At 71.3% G+C, this 12,479-nt stretch carries 13 protein-coding genes; 4 read left to right on the top strand and 9 right to left on the bottom strand.

What is annotated here, in order from left to right; translation table 11 throughout:
* Positions 1 to 31: 31 nt before the first annotated feature.
* The 4 genes from ACFQ7Q_RS35980 to ACFQ7Q_RS35965 all read right to left on the bottom strand — a co-directional run bounded on the left by ACFQ7Q_RS35980 (position 32) and on the right by ACFQ7Q_RS35965 (position 3,448).
* Positions 32 to 1,120, bottom strand: coding sequence for a PDZ domain-containing protein (locus ACFQ7Q_RS35980; RefSeq protein ID WP_383562783.1), 1,089 nt, complete (start codon positions 1,118 to 1,120; stop codon positions 32 to 34).
* A gap of 74 nt (positions 1,121 to 1,194) precedes the next feature.
* Positions 1,195 to 1,425 carry a hypothetical protein gene (locus ACFQ7Q_RS35975; protein ID WP_383562786.1) on the bottom strand — a complete coding sequence of 77 codons (231 nt, stop codon included), beginning with the start codon at positions 1,423 to 1,425 and terminating at the stop codon, positions 1,195 to 1,197.
* A gap of 372 nt (positions 1,426 to 1,797) precedes the next feature.
* Positions 1,798 to 2,259, bottom strand: a complete 462-nt coding sequence (locus ACFQ7Q_RS35970) for a molybdenum cofactor biosynthesis protein MoaE (protein WP_383562780.1) — start codon at positions 2,257 to 2,259, stop codon at positions 1,798 to 1,800.
* Between the two features lie 79 nt (positions 2,260 to 2,338).
* Entirely contained in the window at positions 2,339 to 3,448 is a 1,110-nt protein-coding gene (locus ACFQ7Q_RS35965) for an SDR family oxidoreductase (protein WP_383562777.1), read from the bottom strand.
* Between the two features lie 191 nt (positions 3,449 to 3,639).
* On the opposite strand from ACFQ7Q_RS35965, the gene ACFQ7Q_RS35960 reads away from it, so the two are divergent.
* Both ACFQ7Q_RS35960 and ACFQ7Q_RS35955 read left to right on the top strand, forming a co-directional pair.
* Positions 3,640 to 5,079, top strand: a complete 1,440-nt coding sequence (locus tag ACFQ7Q_RS35960; RefSeq protein ID WP_383562774.1) for a zinc-dependent metalloprotease — start codon at positions 3,640 to 3,642, stop codon at positions 5,077 to 5,079.
* Positions 5,076 to 5,606 carry an NUDIX hydrolase gene (locus ACFQ7Q_RS35955; RefSeq protein WP_383562771.1) on the top strand — a complete coding sequence of 177 codons (531 nt, stop codon included), beginning with the start codon at positions 5,076 to 5,078 and terminating at the stop codon, positions 5,604 to 5,606. Before ACFQ7Q_RS35960 ends, ACFQ7Q_RS35955 begins: the two co-directional genes overlap by 4 nt.
* A 63-nt stretch (positions 5,607 to 5,669) precedes the next feature.
* On the opposite strand, the gene ACFQ7Q_RS35950 is transcribed toward ACFQ7Q_RS35955, so the two are convergent.
* From ACFQ7Q_RS35950 to ACFQ7Q_RS35935, 4 genes are all read right to left on the bottom strand, one after another.
* A complete protein-coding gene (locus ACFQ7Q_RS35950) occupies positions 5,670 to 6,425 on the bottom strand; it encodes an AIM24 family protein (protein ID WP_383562768.1) in 756 nt (251 codons plus the stop codon).
* Positions 6,426 to 6,444: 19 nt separating this feature from the next.
* Positions 6,445 to 7,125 carry an AIM24 family protein gene (locus ACFQ7Q_RS35945; protein WP_329116257.1) on the bottom strand — a complete coding sequence of 227 codons (681 nt, stop codon included), beginning with the start codon at positions 7,123 to 7,125 and terminating at the stop codon, positions 6,445 to 6,447.
* Positions 7,126 to 7,138: 13 nt separating this feature from the next.
* Positions 7,139 to 8,743 carry a TerD family protein gene (locus ACFQ7Q_RS35940; protein WP_383562765.1) on the bottom strand — a complete coding sequence of 535 codons (1,605 nt, stop codon included), beginning with the start codon at positions 8,741 to 8,743 and terminating at the stop codon, positions 7,139 to 7,141.
* A gap of 121 nt (positions 8,744 to 8,864) precedes the next feature.
* The gene (locus tag ACFQ7Q_RS35935) at positions 8,865 to 9,467 is read right to left on the bottom strand and encodes a M48 family metallopeptidase (RefSeq protein WP_383562762.1); all 603 of its coding nucleotides are present in this window, start codon (positions 9,465 to 9,467) and stop codon (positions 8,865 to 8,867) included.
* A gap of 184 nt (positions 9,468 to 9,651) precedes the next feature.
* Here ACFQ7Q_RS35935 and ACFQ7Q_RS35930 point away from each other — a divergent pair, with 184 nt between their 5' ends.
* Together ACFQ7Q_RS35930 and ACFQ7Q_RS35925 are read left to right on the top strand one after the other, a co-directional pair.
* Entirely contained in the window at positions 9,652 to 10,803 is a 1,152-nt protein-coding gene (locus ACFQ7Q_RS35930; RefSeq protein WP_383562759.1) for a ThiF family adenylyltransferase, read from the top strand.
* Between the two features lie 41 nt (positions 10,804 to 10,844).
* Positions 10,845 to 12,188, top strand: coding sequence for an ABC1 kinase family protein (locus tag ACFQ7Q_RS35925; protein ID WP_383562756.1), 1,344 nt, complete (start codon positions 10,845 to 10,847; stop codon positions 12,186 to 12,188).
* Positions 12,189 to 12,219: 31 nt separating this feature from the next.
* Here ACFQ7Q_RS35925 and ACFQ7Q_RS35920 read toward each other — a convergent pair whose 3' ends face one another.
* Positions 12,220 to 12,402 carry a hypothetical protein gene (locus ACFQ7Q_RS35920; RefSeq protein WP_383562753.1) on the bottom strand — a complete coding sequence of 61 codons (183 nt, stop codon included), beginning with the start codon at positions 12,400 to 12,402 and terminating at the stop codon, positions 12,220 to 12,222.
* Between the last annotated feature and the right edge of the window lie 77 nt (positions 12,403 to 12,479).

Below are 12,479 nucleotides of genomic sequence, written 5' to 3'. Positions count from 1 at the left end.
CCCCTTTTCCGTGCGCGTCCTGGGAGGCGGTCTAGCTCTTGGAGCAGCTGGGCAGGCTCTTCGTGTCGCCCTTGCGGAGCTTCTCCAGCGACTTCGTCGCGTCGTCGATGGTGTCCACCTTGATGAGGGTGAGACCGTCGGGGATGTCGGAGGCGGCCGCCTCGCAGTTGTCGGCCGGGGTGAGGAAGTACTCGGCGCCCGCGTTGCGCGCGCCGACCAGCTTCATCTCGATACCGCCGATCGGGCCGACCTTGCCCTTCTCGTCGATCGTGCCGGTACCGGCGATGAACTTGCCGTCGGTGAGGCTCTCGGGCGTCAGCTTGTCGACGATGCCGAGCGCGAACATCAGACCGGCGCTGGGCCCGCCGACGTCGGCGAGCTTGATGTCGACGGTGAACGGGAAGACGTGGTCGGTGCCGGCCTGGATGCCGACGATCGCCCGGTCGCCCTCCTGGGACTTCACCGTGGTGATCGTGACCTTCTGGGTGGCGGTGGGCTCCTTGCCGGCCTTCTCGGCCGCGGCCGCCTCCTTGGCGGGGACGATCGTGAACTCGACAGGATCGCCCGGCTTGCGCTTGGTGACCTGTGCGGCGACGTCGCCCGGCTCCTTCACGGCGACACCGTCGACGGACTTGATGACGTCCCCGGCGTGCAGCTCGCCCTCGGCCGGGCTGTCCTTCACGACGGTGGCGACGACGACCCTGGTGGTCACCGGGATCTTCAACTCGTTGAGGGCGGCGACCTTGGCGCTCTCCTGGGACTGGGAGAACTCCTCGGCGTTCTCCTGGCTCGACTCCTCCTCCGTCTTGCCGTCCGGGTAGAGGGTCTCCTTGGGGACCACGACGTTGTCGTGGGCGAGCCAGCCGTAGACGGCCTCGACCACGTTCATGCGGTAATCCGCACTGGTGACGCGGACCGTCGTCATGTTGAGATGCCCGTCCGTGGGGTACGTCTTGTGACCCGAGATCTGGAGGACGGGCTCGCCACGGGCCTCCCCGAGGGTGTTGACCGTCGGACCGGGGCTCATCTCCGCGTACGGGACCGGCACCAGGACGCCCACACAGAGCAGAGTGATCAGGACCAGGGTGGAGGCGAGCATCGTCGCGGTGCGGCGTGGCATGGAACGACAGTACGGGACCGGTCTGTGAGTGCACCTGTGGGGCGGGTCCGTACGAGGCGGCCGGCGGTGGCGGATCAGCCGGAGACGTGGCTACTGGGTACGGGGGACGGCGTGGTCGCCGCGGTCATCTGAGGGTCGGCGCCCGGGATACCGGAATGGGAACGTTCCATCGCGTCCCGGAACCGTGCGTAGCCGGCGAGCTCGGCCACGTCCCCGATGGTCTTGTTCCTCTGGGCCCAGCTTCCCCATATCGCCGCGCCGACGACTGCGAAAAGCGGAATCAGCAACCAGGCGAGCGCTGCCATCCCGACCTCCCATCCCCAATGAGCGACCGCAATCGGCCGGGACCCGGCCGATCAGCAGATTAACGATCTGCAGCATCAACGCTGCTGCCAGGGGGGCGGTTACGCAAATCGGGGCGTCCGACTACACGACGTCGGCGCGGCGCCTTGCCAAGGATCCTGAGCACTGACCTGGGGCGCGCGCTCGGCAGGAGCCGCCCCTCCCCCGGACTCCGTCCGGGGGGGGACCCCCAGACCCGGGGCGGGCGCTCAGCAGGAGCCGACCCTCCCCCAGACTTCGTCCGGGGGGACCCCCAGACCCGGGGCGCGCGCTCAGCAGGAGCCGACCCTCCCCCAGACTTCGTCCGGGGGGACCCCCAGACCCGGGGCGCGCGCTCAGCAGGAGCCGACCCACTCCTCGGTGCCGTCGGAGAAGGTCTGGTGCTTCCAGATGGGGACCTCGTGCTTGAGGTCGTCGATCAGCTTGCGGCAGGCCTCGAAGGCCTCGCCGCGGTGGGGGCAGGAGACCGCGACGACGACCGCGAGGTCGCCCACCTGCAGATCGCCCACCCGGTGGACGGCGGCCAGCGCGCGGACCGGGTAGTCGGCGACGACCTTCTCGGCGACCCGGCGCAGCTCCGCCTCGGCGGACGGGTGGCTGGAGTACCCGAGCGCATCGACGTCCGCGCCGCCGTCGTGGTTGCGCACGGTGCCCACGAAGAGGGTCGTGCCCCCGGCCGCGTCGTCGCCGACGGCCCGGAAGACCTCGTCGATGGAGAGCGGGGTGTCACGGATCGCGAGCAGCTTGATCGGGTCGGCTGCGACCTGCTCGCCGGGATGGTCATGGGTGCGTGCCATGGAGCCCATGGTGCCGTACCGCACGGACATCCCGGAATAGCGCTTTCGACCGGTGGGACGGACCCTCCGTAGGAGGGTCCTACATGCCGCGCCGCTTCCGCATCTGGCGCACGAGCGCCGCCGTGCCCAGCAGCGCCACCGTCGCACCGGCCGCGCCCGCCGCCGTCGCGTCCTTGCGGCCGAGTCGCCGGCCCGCGACCGTGTGCCGGCCCTCGACCTCCTCCAGGAGCGCGGCGAGCACCTCCTCGTTGGTCCACTGCGGCCGCCAGCCGGCATCGTGCAGCCGTCCTACGCTGACCACCCAGGGGTGCATGGTGTACGCCAGGTCCCCCGCCGGGGAGGGCGTGAGCCCGATCCGGTGCAGCCGGGCCGCCGCGCCGAGGGCGACCGCGGAGGGGAGCTCCATGCGCCGGATCCCGGAGAGCTCCTCGACCTCCTCCTGCTCCAGCCATCCGTCGCAGCCGACCGCCAACTCGCCGTCGACCTTCTCCAGGGCCGCGTACTCCAGCGCGCTGACCAGGTCGTCGACGTGGCAGAACTGCCAGGTGGGGCGGGATCCGGCGACGACGAGAAGCCGCGGCGACTCGAAGTAGCGGGTCAGGGCCGTGTCCGTACCGCCGACCAGGACCGCGGGCCTGACCACGGTGACGTGCAGCCCCGGGTGAGCGCGCGGCGCGCGCCGGCCGAGCCGCTCGATCTCCAGCAGATCGCCGACGCCGGTCGCCTCCGCGGTCGCCCGCAGCTCGGCGTCCTCGGAGAGCGGGATGTCGTTGTCGGGCAGCGCGCCGTAGACCATCGCGGAGGTGCAGAGCACCACCCGGTGGACTCCCGCCGCCGCCGCGGCGGTGAGGACGGTCTGGGCGCCGCGCACGTTGTAGGCCGTTCGGGCGGCGGCGTCCGACTCCAGGTCGAGGTCGACGGCCAGGTGCACGACGACGTCGGCGCCGCGCAGCTTCTCGGCGATCGCCGGGTCGCGGACGTCGAGGATGTGCCACTGCGCCTCCGAGACCTCGCCGCGGCGCTCGTCGATGGCGATGACCTGCTTGATCTCCTCCGAGGCGGCAAGGCGCCTGGTCAGCAGGTCGCCGACTCCGGAGGCGGCGCCCGTGACCGCGACCACGGGGCCGCGCCCGGCGGGCCGGGTCGAGATGTTTCGCGCTGCGCGAACCTGAGGATCTGGGGAACTCACCGGGCGTCTCCAGCGGTTGTCTTCAGTACGTACACGAATGACGCGTACGTACCAGGTGGCGTCCATCCTGCCGCAGGCCACGGCCCGGCGGAGCACCGAGCCCATATCCGGCCCGGATGTCTACGCTGGTGGTGTGTAGCGGGCAGTCGCCGTCGGCAGGAAGCCGGCGGCCCTACGAGCCGAGGAAACCTGTGAGTGACACCCCATTCGGATTCGGCCTTCCGCCGGAGGAGCCGGAGAACGGCGACGAGGGCAAGAAGAAGGACCCCGCCGGAGGTGGCCAGGGGTCCGGTGGTCAGGGCGGTGGGAACCCGTTCGGGGCCAATCCGTTCGGCTTCGGCGGTCTGCCGGGCATGGGCGGTCCCGGTGGGGCGGACAATCCGTTCGCCGCGATGTTCGGCTCGCTGAACCCCAACGACCTGGGCGCGGCGTTCCAGCAGCTCGGCCAGATGCTCTCGTACGAGGGCGGCCCCGTGAACTGGGACATGGCCAAGCAGATCGCCCGCCAGGTGGTCGCGCAGGGCACGCCCGACGGCACCAAGGACGCCAGTGTGGGTCCGGCGGAGAAGGCGGCGGTCGAGGAGGCCGTGCGCCTGGCCGACCTGTGGCTGGACGGTGTGACCTCGCTGCCCTCGGGGGCGAGCACGTCCGTGGCGTGGAGCCGCGCGGAGTGGGTCGAGGCGACGCTGCCGGCCTGGCAGCAGCTGGTGGACCCGGTGGCCGAGCGGGTCGGCTCGGCGATGGGTGATGTGCTGCCCGAGGAGATGCAGGCCATGGCCGGCCCGCTGATCGGCATGATGCGCTCCATGGGCGGCGCGATGTTCGGTCAGCAGATCGGGCAGGCCGTCGGCGCGCTCGCGGGCGAGGTCGTCGGTTCGACCGATGTCGGTCTGCCGCTGGGCCCGGCCGGCAAGGCGGCGCTGCTGCCGCTGAACATCGAGTCCTTCGGCAAGGACCTGGGTGTCCCCAAGGACGAGGTGCGGCTGTACCTGGCCCTGCGCGAGGCCGCCCACCAGCGGCTCTTCGCCCATGTGCCGTGGCTGCGCTCGCATCTGTTCGGCGCTGTCGAGGGCTACGCCCGTGGGATCAAGGTCGACACCTCGAAGCTGGAGGAGGCTGTGGGTCAGCTCGACCCGACGCACCCGGAGCAGCTTCAGGAGGCGCTGCAGCAGGGCATGTTCCAGCCCGAGGACACGCCGGAGCAGAAGGCCGCTCTGGCCCGTCTGGAGACGGCGCTCGCGCTGGTCGAGGGCTGGGTGGACGCGGTGGTCCACGAGGCCGCGAAGTCCCGGCTCACCTCGGCGGACGCGCTGCGCGAGACGCTGCGCCGGCGCCGGGCGAGCGGCGGTCCCGCCGAGCAGACCTTCGCGACGCTGATCGGTCTCGAACTGCGTCCGCGCCGGCTGCGGGACGCCTCCCGGCTGTGGGCCTCTCTCACGGACGCGCGCGGTGTCGACGGCCGTGACGACCTGTGGCAGCACCCGGACATGCTGCCGACGGCGTCCGATCTGGACGACCCGGACGGCTTCGTCCACCGCGAGCATCTCGACTTCTCGGAGCTCGACAAGATGCTGGGCGAGGCGGCCCGCGGTGACGGCGACGACGAGGGCAAGGACGACGGCGCCAAGTGAGCCTGCACGACGACGCCGTTCTCGTACTGAAGGCGTACGAGTCGAACGGAGCGCAGGACGAGCTGCGCCAGACCTATCTGGACCACCTCGCGGCGCACGGGGACGGGATGTGGAAGGCCTGCGAGGCCGGGCATCTGACGGCCAGTGCGCTGGTGGTGGACCCGAAGCGCGGGCGGGTTCTCCTGACGCTGCACAAGAAGCTCGGCATGTGGCTGCAGATGGGCGGCCACTGCGAGCCGGGGGACGCGACGCTGGCGGACGCGGCGCTGCGGGAGGCGACGGAGGAGTCCGGCATCCCCGGCCTCACGCTGCTGTCCGGTGGCCCCGTGCGGCTCGACCGGCACCCGATCCCGGCGCCGTGTCACTGGCATCTGGACGTGCAGTACGCGGCGCTGGCCCCGGCCGGTGCGGTGGAGGCCATCAGCGAGGAGTCGCTGGACCTGCGCTGGTTCGCGTACGACGAGGTGGCGTCCGTGGCCGACACCTCGGTGGTGCGGCTGCTGGAGGGCACCCGCGCCCGCCTCTAGACCATGAGTAAGGGGCGGCCTCCATGGGAGGCCGCCCCTTACCTGTGTCTGGTGCCCGGTACGTCAGTTCCAGGCGTTGTTCTGGTTCTGCGCGTGCGAGCCGTGCTGGCCCGCACCGAACTGGGCGGCGATGCCCTGGCCGATGGCCGCGTTCTGCGGCGGCATGACCTCGCTGGGCTGGACGAGGGCGAAGCCCTGTCCGAGGAAGCTGAGCTCCCAGCCCTCGCCCGTGTCGCCACGGCGGCGACGGATGCTGGAGTTGTGCGTCTGCGCCTGCATCTGCACCCGCAGCCCGGTGGACCAGGCGACGATCGCGTCCGCGTCGACGTTGACGTACTTGTCCGGCGTGACGTGCATCATCAGCGGCTGACCGGAGGTCATCAGGGCGACCTTGCCGCGGCCGGAGATGTTCAGCTGGTACTTGCCGGAGCCGGAGATGCCGTACTGGCTGTCCACGGCGATGACCTCGGTGTGCAGGGTCGAGTCCAGCGCCAGGACGTAGGCGCTGTCGACGGTCATGCCCTCCTGCTCGACCTCCACGACGTGGATGTACTGGGCGAGGTTGGCGAAGTAGACCGTCCCCTGGCCGGAGCAGCGCATGAGGTCGAGGCCCTCACCGGTCCGGGCCTGGGCGCGTCGCTGGCTGGGCGTCTGGTACTCGCCGTCGAAGTCGACCAGGCCCTGGTAGGCGACCATGGCGCCCTTGCGGGCGAGGATGTCGTCCGAGCCGTTCAGGGCGACCCGCAGCAGCTGCGGGTTCTGGATGACGTACCGTTCCTGGCTCTGCTGCTCGGCGTAGTTGAAAAGCGGGCTCTGCATGGTGTGTTCTCGCTCCCCCTCAGCCCCGGATCCGCAGGCGGTCGGTGCTGTCCTCGCTCGGCTGTACGACGACGATGCCCTGGCCGGAGAAGGCCATCTGGTACGCCTCGCCGCTGCCCCGCCCGATCAGGGAGGAGGCCTTGAAGCTGCGCTTGCCCTTGACCTTGAGCGCCGGCGACCAGGCGACGAGCGCGTCGGGGTCGACGTACGTCTCGTCCTCGCCGCGGCCGCAGTCGACGACGATCGGCGTGCCGCGCGAGGTCAGGGCGACCCAGCCGGTACCCGCGATCTCGACGTTGAACAGGCCCTGTCCGGCGAACTTGGCGAGGCCCTTGACCTTCTCGACGCCCCACTGGAGGTGGGCGTCGAAGGCCAGCAGGTTGGTGCCGTTGACCGACAGCGAGTCGTTGTTGAGGTTGATCACGACGACGTCCGCGCCGTAGTCGGCGAGGTAGAGCAGGCCGTCGCCCGAGCACTTCATGATGGGCGCGCCCTCGCCGGTGACCCACTGCTGGGCGACCTGGCGGGCGGCGGGCGGGTTGGGCTCGTAGGTGACGAAGCCCTCGTAGGCGACCATCGAGCCGGTGCGTGCGTAGAGGTCCTGGCCGGAGGCCATGGCGACCTTGAGCATCGTGCGGCCGTGGTTCTCCATCCGGGCCGCCATCGGGGTCGGGGCGAAGCCCGCGAGTTGCTGGTTCATGTGTCGGGCTCCCTCAGACCTCGTACGGCTGGACGACGATGAAGTTGCCGGGGGCGCCCCGGAACTGGAGGTTGACCGTCTCCCCGCTGTGTCCGGGGTACGCGTTGCGGCGTAGCCGGACCTGGCTGGAGATGATCACCTGCGACGCGGACGACCAGGCGACGACGGCGTTGCAGTCGGCGAAGGTGGTCGGCGTGACGGGCAGGACGACCGGGGTGCCGTGCGTCTTGACGACGACCGTGCCGGTGCCCTGGAACTGCATGGTGAACAGGGCGCCGCCGGGGATGCCGTGCCCCTCGACCCTCCGTACTTCGTACTGGAGGGACTCGTCGAAGGCGAGCACGTTCTCCGCGGAGACGCAGATGCCGTCGCCCTGGAGCTCGATCGGGTGGAGGTGGGCGCCTTCCTCGGCGAGGAAGACCTGGCCTCGGCCGGTGCAGCGCATCAGCTGCATCTCCTGACCGGTGGCGTTGCCGACGATCCGGCCGGTGAACCCGGCTCCCTTGTGGCTGAAGTCGACCTTGCCCTGGTACATGACCATGCTGCCCTGGCGGGCGAGGACGGGGACGCCGCCCATCTGCAGGTCGACCCGCATGAGCTGCTGGTTCTGCGGGGTCCAGCGGGCGCCGGTCGCGGTCTCCTTGTACGGCTGGAGCGCGGCGGCGAGCCCGGCGCCGGTGGCGGGCACTCCCTGCGGGACGCCCATCTGGCCCGGGGGCATCCCCGGAGGCGTACCGGGAGGCTGCTGGCCGAACTGAGGCTGTCCGTACGGCGCCGGGGCGGGCTGACCGTACGCGGGCTGACCGTACGGCGGGGCCTGGCCCGGGACCTGCCCGAACTGGGGCTGCTGGGGCTGCTGCGGCATCGGCTGCTGCTGCGGCTGGCCGTACGGGGACGGCGCGGGCGCGGGGGCGGCCGGCGGGGCCATGGGCGCGGCCATGGTGGGGGCCGCGTGCACCGGCGGGACCGGGGCTTGCGGCGCGGGAGCGGGCACCGGAGCGGCGGGCGCCCCGAACGCCGGCGCGGCGGCGCCCTGCGGAGGCGGGGCGAACCCGGGGGCTCCCTGCGGTGCCTGGGCGGCGGGCTGTTCCTCGGCGACCTCGCCGCCGAAGTTCTTCAGCAGCGCGTCGAGGCCACCGTCGAAGCCCTGCCCGATGGCCGCGAACCGCCAGACGTCCTTGAGGTAGAAGTCGCCGAGCATGACGGCGCGCTCGGTGGAGAACTCGGCGCCCGTGAACGGGTAGCGGACGACCTCTTCACCGCCCGCCACGATCCGGATGTAGCCGGGACCGATCTGCGACATCTGGCCGGCACCGTCGATGGTCGCGGTGAACGACAGCTTGTGGATGTTCGCCGGAATGCGGTCCAGCGTGACACGGAAGGACTCGGTGTCGCCCGACTGCGTGCCGAGCAGCTGAATGGACTCCTCCGGCGACTTCGGTTGGTTGAAGAAGATGAAGTACCGGTCGTCCGACAACTGCTCGTTGGCGTCGAGGCCGAAACAGCTGATGTCGAAGGTCAGTCCGGGCGCGGAGATCTGTACTCCGACGTACAGATCGGTCCCCGGTGTCAGATCACTGATCTTGGCCTTGTGGCCGCGTTGGAATTCCCTGGCCATGCGTAACGACCGTCCCCCATCCCGAATGTGAATGCGTCGCGCCAGGCTAACGGCTGTACGTGACATTGAGCCAAGCTGGTACGCATTCGGTACAGGATTGACGAGCGGGGCGAGCGGGGTGCTACTCCCCGCGTGCGGCGGGCAGCTGCGGCAGCCGGTCCGCCGCGACCACGCCTTCGAGGTATCCGCGGGCCCGTTCGGTGCGCGGGTACGCCTCCAGGAGCCGCCAGAACCGGGGGCCGTGGCCCGGCACGAGGAGGTGGGCCAGCTCGTGCACGAGGACGTAGTCGACGACGTACTCGGGCATCCCCTGGAGTCGGTGCGACAGGCGGATGCTGCCTTCCGAGGGGGTGCAGGAGCCCCAGCGGGTGTTCTGATTGGTCACCCAGCGCACGGACGTCGGCCGTGCGCGGCCGGCGAAGTACTGCTCCGACAACCGCTCGGCACGCTCGGTGAGTTCGCTGTCGCCGAGGAGCCGCTTGCTCTCCTGGGCCGCCAGTTTGTCCAGCATGACCGTCACCCAGCGCTGCTCCTCCGCCTCGGACATCCGGGCCGGGATGAGCACGATGGTCCGGTCGCCCTCACGGTAGGCGGAGACGGTTCTCCTCCGCCGGGAGCTTCTGCGGACCTCGACCGCACTCGTCCCCGAGCCGCGGGGCGGTTCGCTTGTCACGCTGCGCTGTGGGTCGGCGGGCACGGCCCCGACGTTACCCGCTGTCAGCATGGGAAGTCCCGCCTCCGGGACGGTTCGGCCGTGATGCCGTCACACGGTGCACCATTTGAATGATTAATACCCCTCCCCTGTGGACAACTTTCCGCGCCCGTCTCGACTCCCGGGCAATCTGATGACGGCCGGGGGAACGGCCGAGCGCGAAGAGGAACGACCGATCAAGATCACGGGGGCGGAAATGCATCCGATGCTGAAACCGGCGCTGCGGCGCGCCTGGCGGAATCTGCAGAGCGTGCAGTTCGGGGCCACTCCCGCGCACGCGGTGGTGCTGGGACCGGTCGACACGGCCACCGGCAGTCTGCTGGGTCTGCTCGACGGCACCCGTGGCATGGACCGGCTGCGGGGCGAGGCGCGTGCGCTGGGGCTGCCGGACGGGGTGCTCGAGCGGCTGCTCGGGCGGCTGGCGGAGGCGGGGCTGATCGCGGACTGCTCGGCCGGCAGGCCCGGAAAGGCCGGTGGGGCCGCGCGGGCGAACGGCGCGCTCGATCCTCTCCGCGCCGATCTGGCCTCACTCTCCGTGATCCATCGGGAGCCGGACGGGGCGTTACGGAGGCTGGCCGCGCGGCGCGCCCTGCGCGTCCAGGTCCGGGGCGCCGGGCGGGTCGGCGCGGCGGTCGCCGCCCTGCTCTCGGCGTCCGGGGTGGGCCGGGTGGAGGTGCTGGACTCCGGCTCTGTGGAGCCGTGGGAGGTGTCGCCGGGCGGGCTGCCGGCCGAGGCGGTCGGCGAGCGGCGGTCGGTGGCGGCGCGCAGACTCGTGGCGCGGTCGGCCCCGGGCGGTCGCGCACCACGGACGGCGCGGCGCGAGCCGGGTGAGAGCGGGCACGAGCCAGGACTCTCACTCGTGGTGGTGACACCCAGGGACGGCCTCGCCGCCTACCTCCCCGATCCTGTCCCCGCCGAGAGCTGGATGGCCACGGGCACTCCCCATCTCTACGCGGGGGTTCTGGAGGCCACGGGGGTCGTCGGACCGCTGGTGCTGCCGGGCGCCACCGCATGCGCGGGGTGCATGCAGGAGACGCGCACGGACCGGGAGCCGGTGTGGCCCCGGATGCTGGCGCAGTGGCGCTCGGGCTCACCCCACGCGCTGCCGGCCTGCGATCTGGGTCTGGCGACGGCCGTCGCCGGGCTGGCCGCGGCCCACGCCCTCGCCTTCCTGGACGGCGAGTTGCCCGCCGGCGCGGGGGCCCGCTTCGAGTGCTCGTTGCCGCTCCTGGAGTGGCGGGGGGAGCGGATTCGGCCACACCCGGCGTGTTCGTGCGGCGCCGCACATCGCGGAGAGGGGGAGCATGAGGCGGGGGCCCCGACCCCGCACGACACAATGGCGGGGTAACCGCCCTGTGCGGCACGGCGATCTGGGTTTTGGAGGGGCGTATGTCTGATCTTCCCCGGAAGGCGGTCACCCGGACTGCCAGGTTGGCCGCGTTGCCACTGGGCTTCGCGGGACGGGCGACCTGGGGCCTGGGCAAGCGGATCGGCGGCAAGTCCGCCGAGATCGTCGCCCGCGAGCTGCAACAGCGCACGGCCGAGCAGTTGTTCAAGGTGCTCGGGGAACTCAAGGGCGGGGCTATGAAGTTCGGGCAGGCCCTGTCCGTCTTCGAGTCGGCGTTGCCGGAGGAGGTGGCCGGCCCCTACCGGGCGGCGCTCACCAAACTCCAGGAGGCGGCGCCCCCGATGCCGACGCGGACGGTGCACCGGGTGCTCGAGGAGCGGCTCGGCGAGGAGTGGCGCGAGCTGTTCCTGGAGTTCGAGGACAAGCCCGCGGCGGCGGCCTCCATCGGCCAGGTCCACCGGGCGGTGTGGCACGACGGCCGTGAGGTCGCGGTGAAGGTGCAGTACCCGGGGGCGGGTGAAGCGCTGCTGTCGGATCTGACGCAGCTGAGCCGGTTCGCCCGGCTGCTGGGTCCGCTGATCCCCGGCATGGACATCAAGCCGCTGATCAACGAACTGCGTGACCGCGTCTCGGAGGAGCTGGACTACGGGCTTGAGGCCCAGGCCCAGCGGGAGCACGCCGAGGAGTTCGCGGACGATCCCGATGTGGTGGTGCCGCAGGTCGTGCACCAGTGCGAGCAGATCCTGGTGACCGAGTGGATCGACGGGATCCCGCTCTCCGAGGTGATCGCGGACGGCACCGAGGAGCAGCGGAACCGGGCCGGCCAGCTGCTGGCGCGCTTCCTCTTCTCCGGCCCGGCCCGCACGGGGCTGCTGCATGCCGATCCGCACCCGGGCAACTTCCGGCTGCTCCCGGGCGCCGACGACGAGGAGGGTCCGGAGAGCTGGCGGCTCGGAGTCCTGGACTTCGGCACCGTGGACCGGCTGCCGGGCGGGCTGCCGGAAACGATCGGCACCTGTCTGCGGCTGACCCTGGAGGGCGACGCCGAGACGGTCTACGAGCTGCTCCGCGAGGAGGGCTTCGTCAAGGAGTCCATCGCTCTCGACCCGGACGCGGTGCTGGAGTACCTGCTGCCGATCATCGAGCCGGCCGAGGCCGAGGTGTTCGGGTTCACCCGGGGATGGGTGCGGACCCAGGCCGGCCGGATCGCCGACCCCCGCTCGCCCGCGCACCAGCTGGGCAAGCAGTTGAATCTGCCGCCGTCGTATCTGCTGATACACCGTGTGACGTTGAGCACCATCGGGGTGCTCTGCCAGCTGAACGCGGAGGTGCGGCTGCGGGACGAGCTGGAGGAGTGGCTGCCGGGCTTCGTCGCGGCCGAGTGAGCGGGCCGGCGAGAGGTCCCCGGGGCCGCCGTCACCACCAGGAGGAATCGAGGCGGCCCTCGATGGACCGGATGTTCTCGCGGGCGCATTCCTCGCAGAGGTAGTGGCGGGCACCGTTCTCCACCGAGCAGGTCCAGGTCAGCGGAAGCTCCTCGGCGGTCTTGCCGCAGCGGGAGCAGACGATGGGCTCCTTGACGGGCGGGGCGTCGTTCACCTCTCCGACGATAGTCCGGTGGCGCCCGGGCCGCGCGCAACGCACCGCGGGGGGGGGGCCGGTGGGGGCCGCCCCCC

This window comes from Streptomyces sp. NPDC056527, from assembly GCF_042794475.1.
In the GTDB taxonomy this organism is placed as follows: domain Bacteria; phylum Actinomycetota; class Actinomycetes; order Streptomycetales; family Streptomycetaceae; genus Streptomyces.
The sequence above is the reverse complement of the archived record's forward strand: the minus strand, read 5'-3'. Positions and strand labels throughout refer to the sequence as shown.

Coding starts and splice junctions, on each gene's coding strand:
- ACFQ7Q_RS35980 (WP_383562783.1), bottom strand. CDS start 1,120: ATGCCACGCCGCACCGCGACGATGCTCGCCTCCACCCTGGTCCTGATC.
- ACFQ7Q_RS35975 (WP_383562786.1), bottom strand. CDS start 1,425: ATGGCAGCGCTCGCCTGGTTGCTGATTCCGCTTTTCGCAGTCGTCGGC.
- ACFQ7Q_RS35970 (WP_383562780.1), bottom strand. CDS start 2,259: ATGGCACGCACCCATGACCATCCCGGCGAGCAGGTCGCAGCCGACCCG.
- ACFQ7Q_RS35950 (WP_383562768.1), bottom strand. CDS start 6,425: ATGCAGAGCCCGCTTTTCAACTACGCCGAGCAGCAGAGCCAGGAACGG.
- ACFQ7Q_RS35945 (WP_329116257.1), bottom strand. CDS start 7,125: ATGAACCAGCAACTCGCGGGCTTCGCCCCGACCCCGATGGCGGCCCGG.
- ACFQ7Q_RS35940 (WP_383562765.1), bottom strand. CDS start 8,743: ATGGCCAGGGAATTCCAACGCGGCCACAAGGCCAAGATCAGTGATCTG.
- ACFQ7Q_RS35935 (WP_383562762.1), bottom strand. CDS start 9,467: ATGCTGACAGCGGGTAACGTCGGGGCCGTGCCCGCCGACCCACAGCGC.
- ACFQ7Q_RS35930 (WP_383562759.1), top strand. CDS start 9,652: ATGCATCCGATGCTGAAACCGGCGCTGCGGCGCGCCTGGCGGAATCTG.
- ACFQ7Q_RS35925 (WP_383562756.1), top strand. CDS start 10,845: ATGTCTGATCTTCCCCGGAAGGCGGTCACCCGGACTGCCAGGTTGGCC.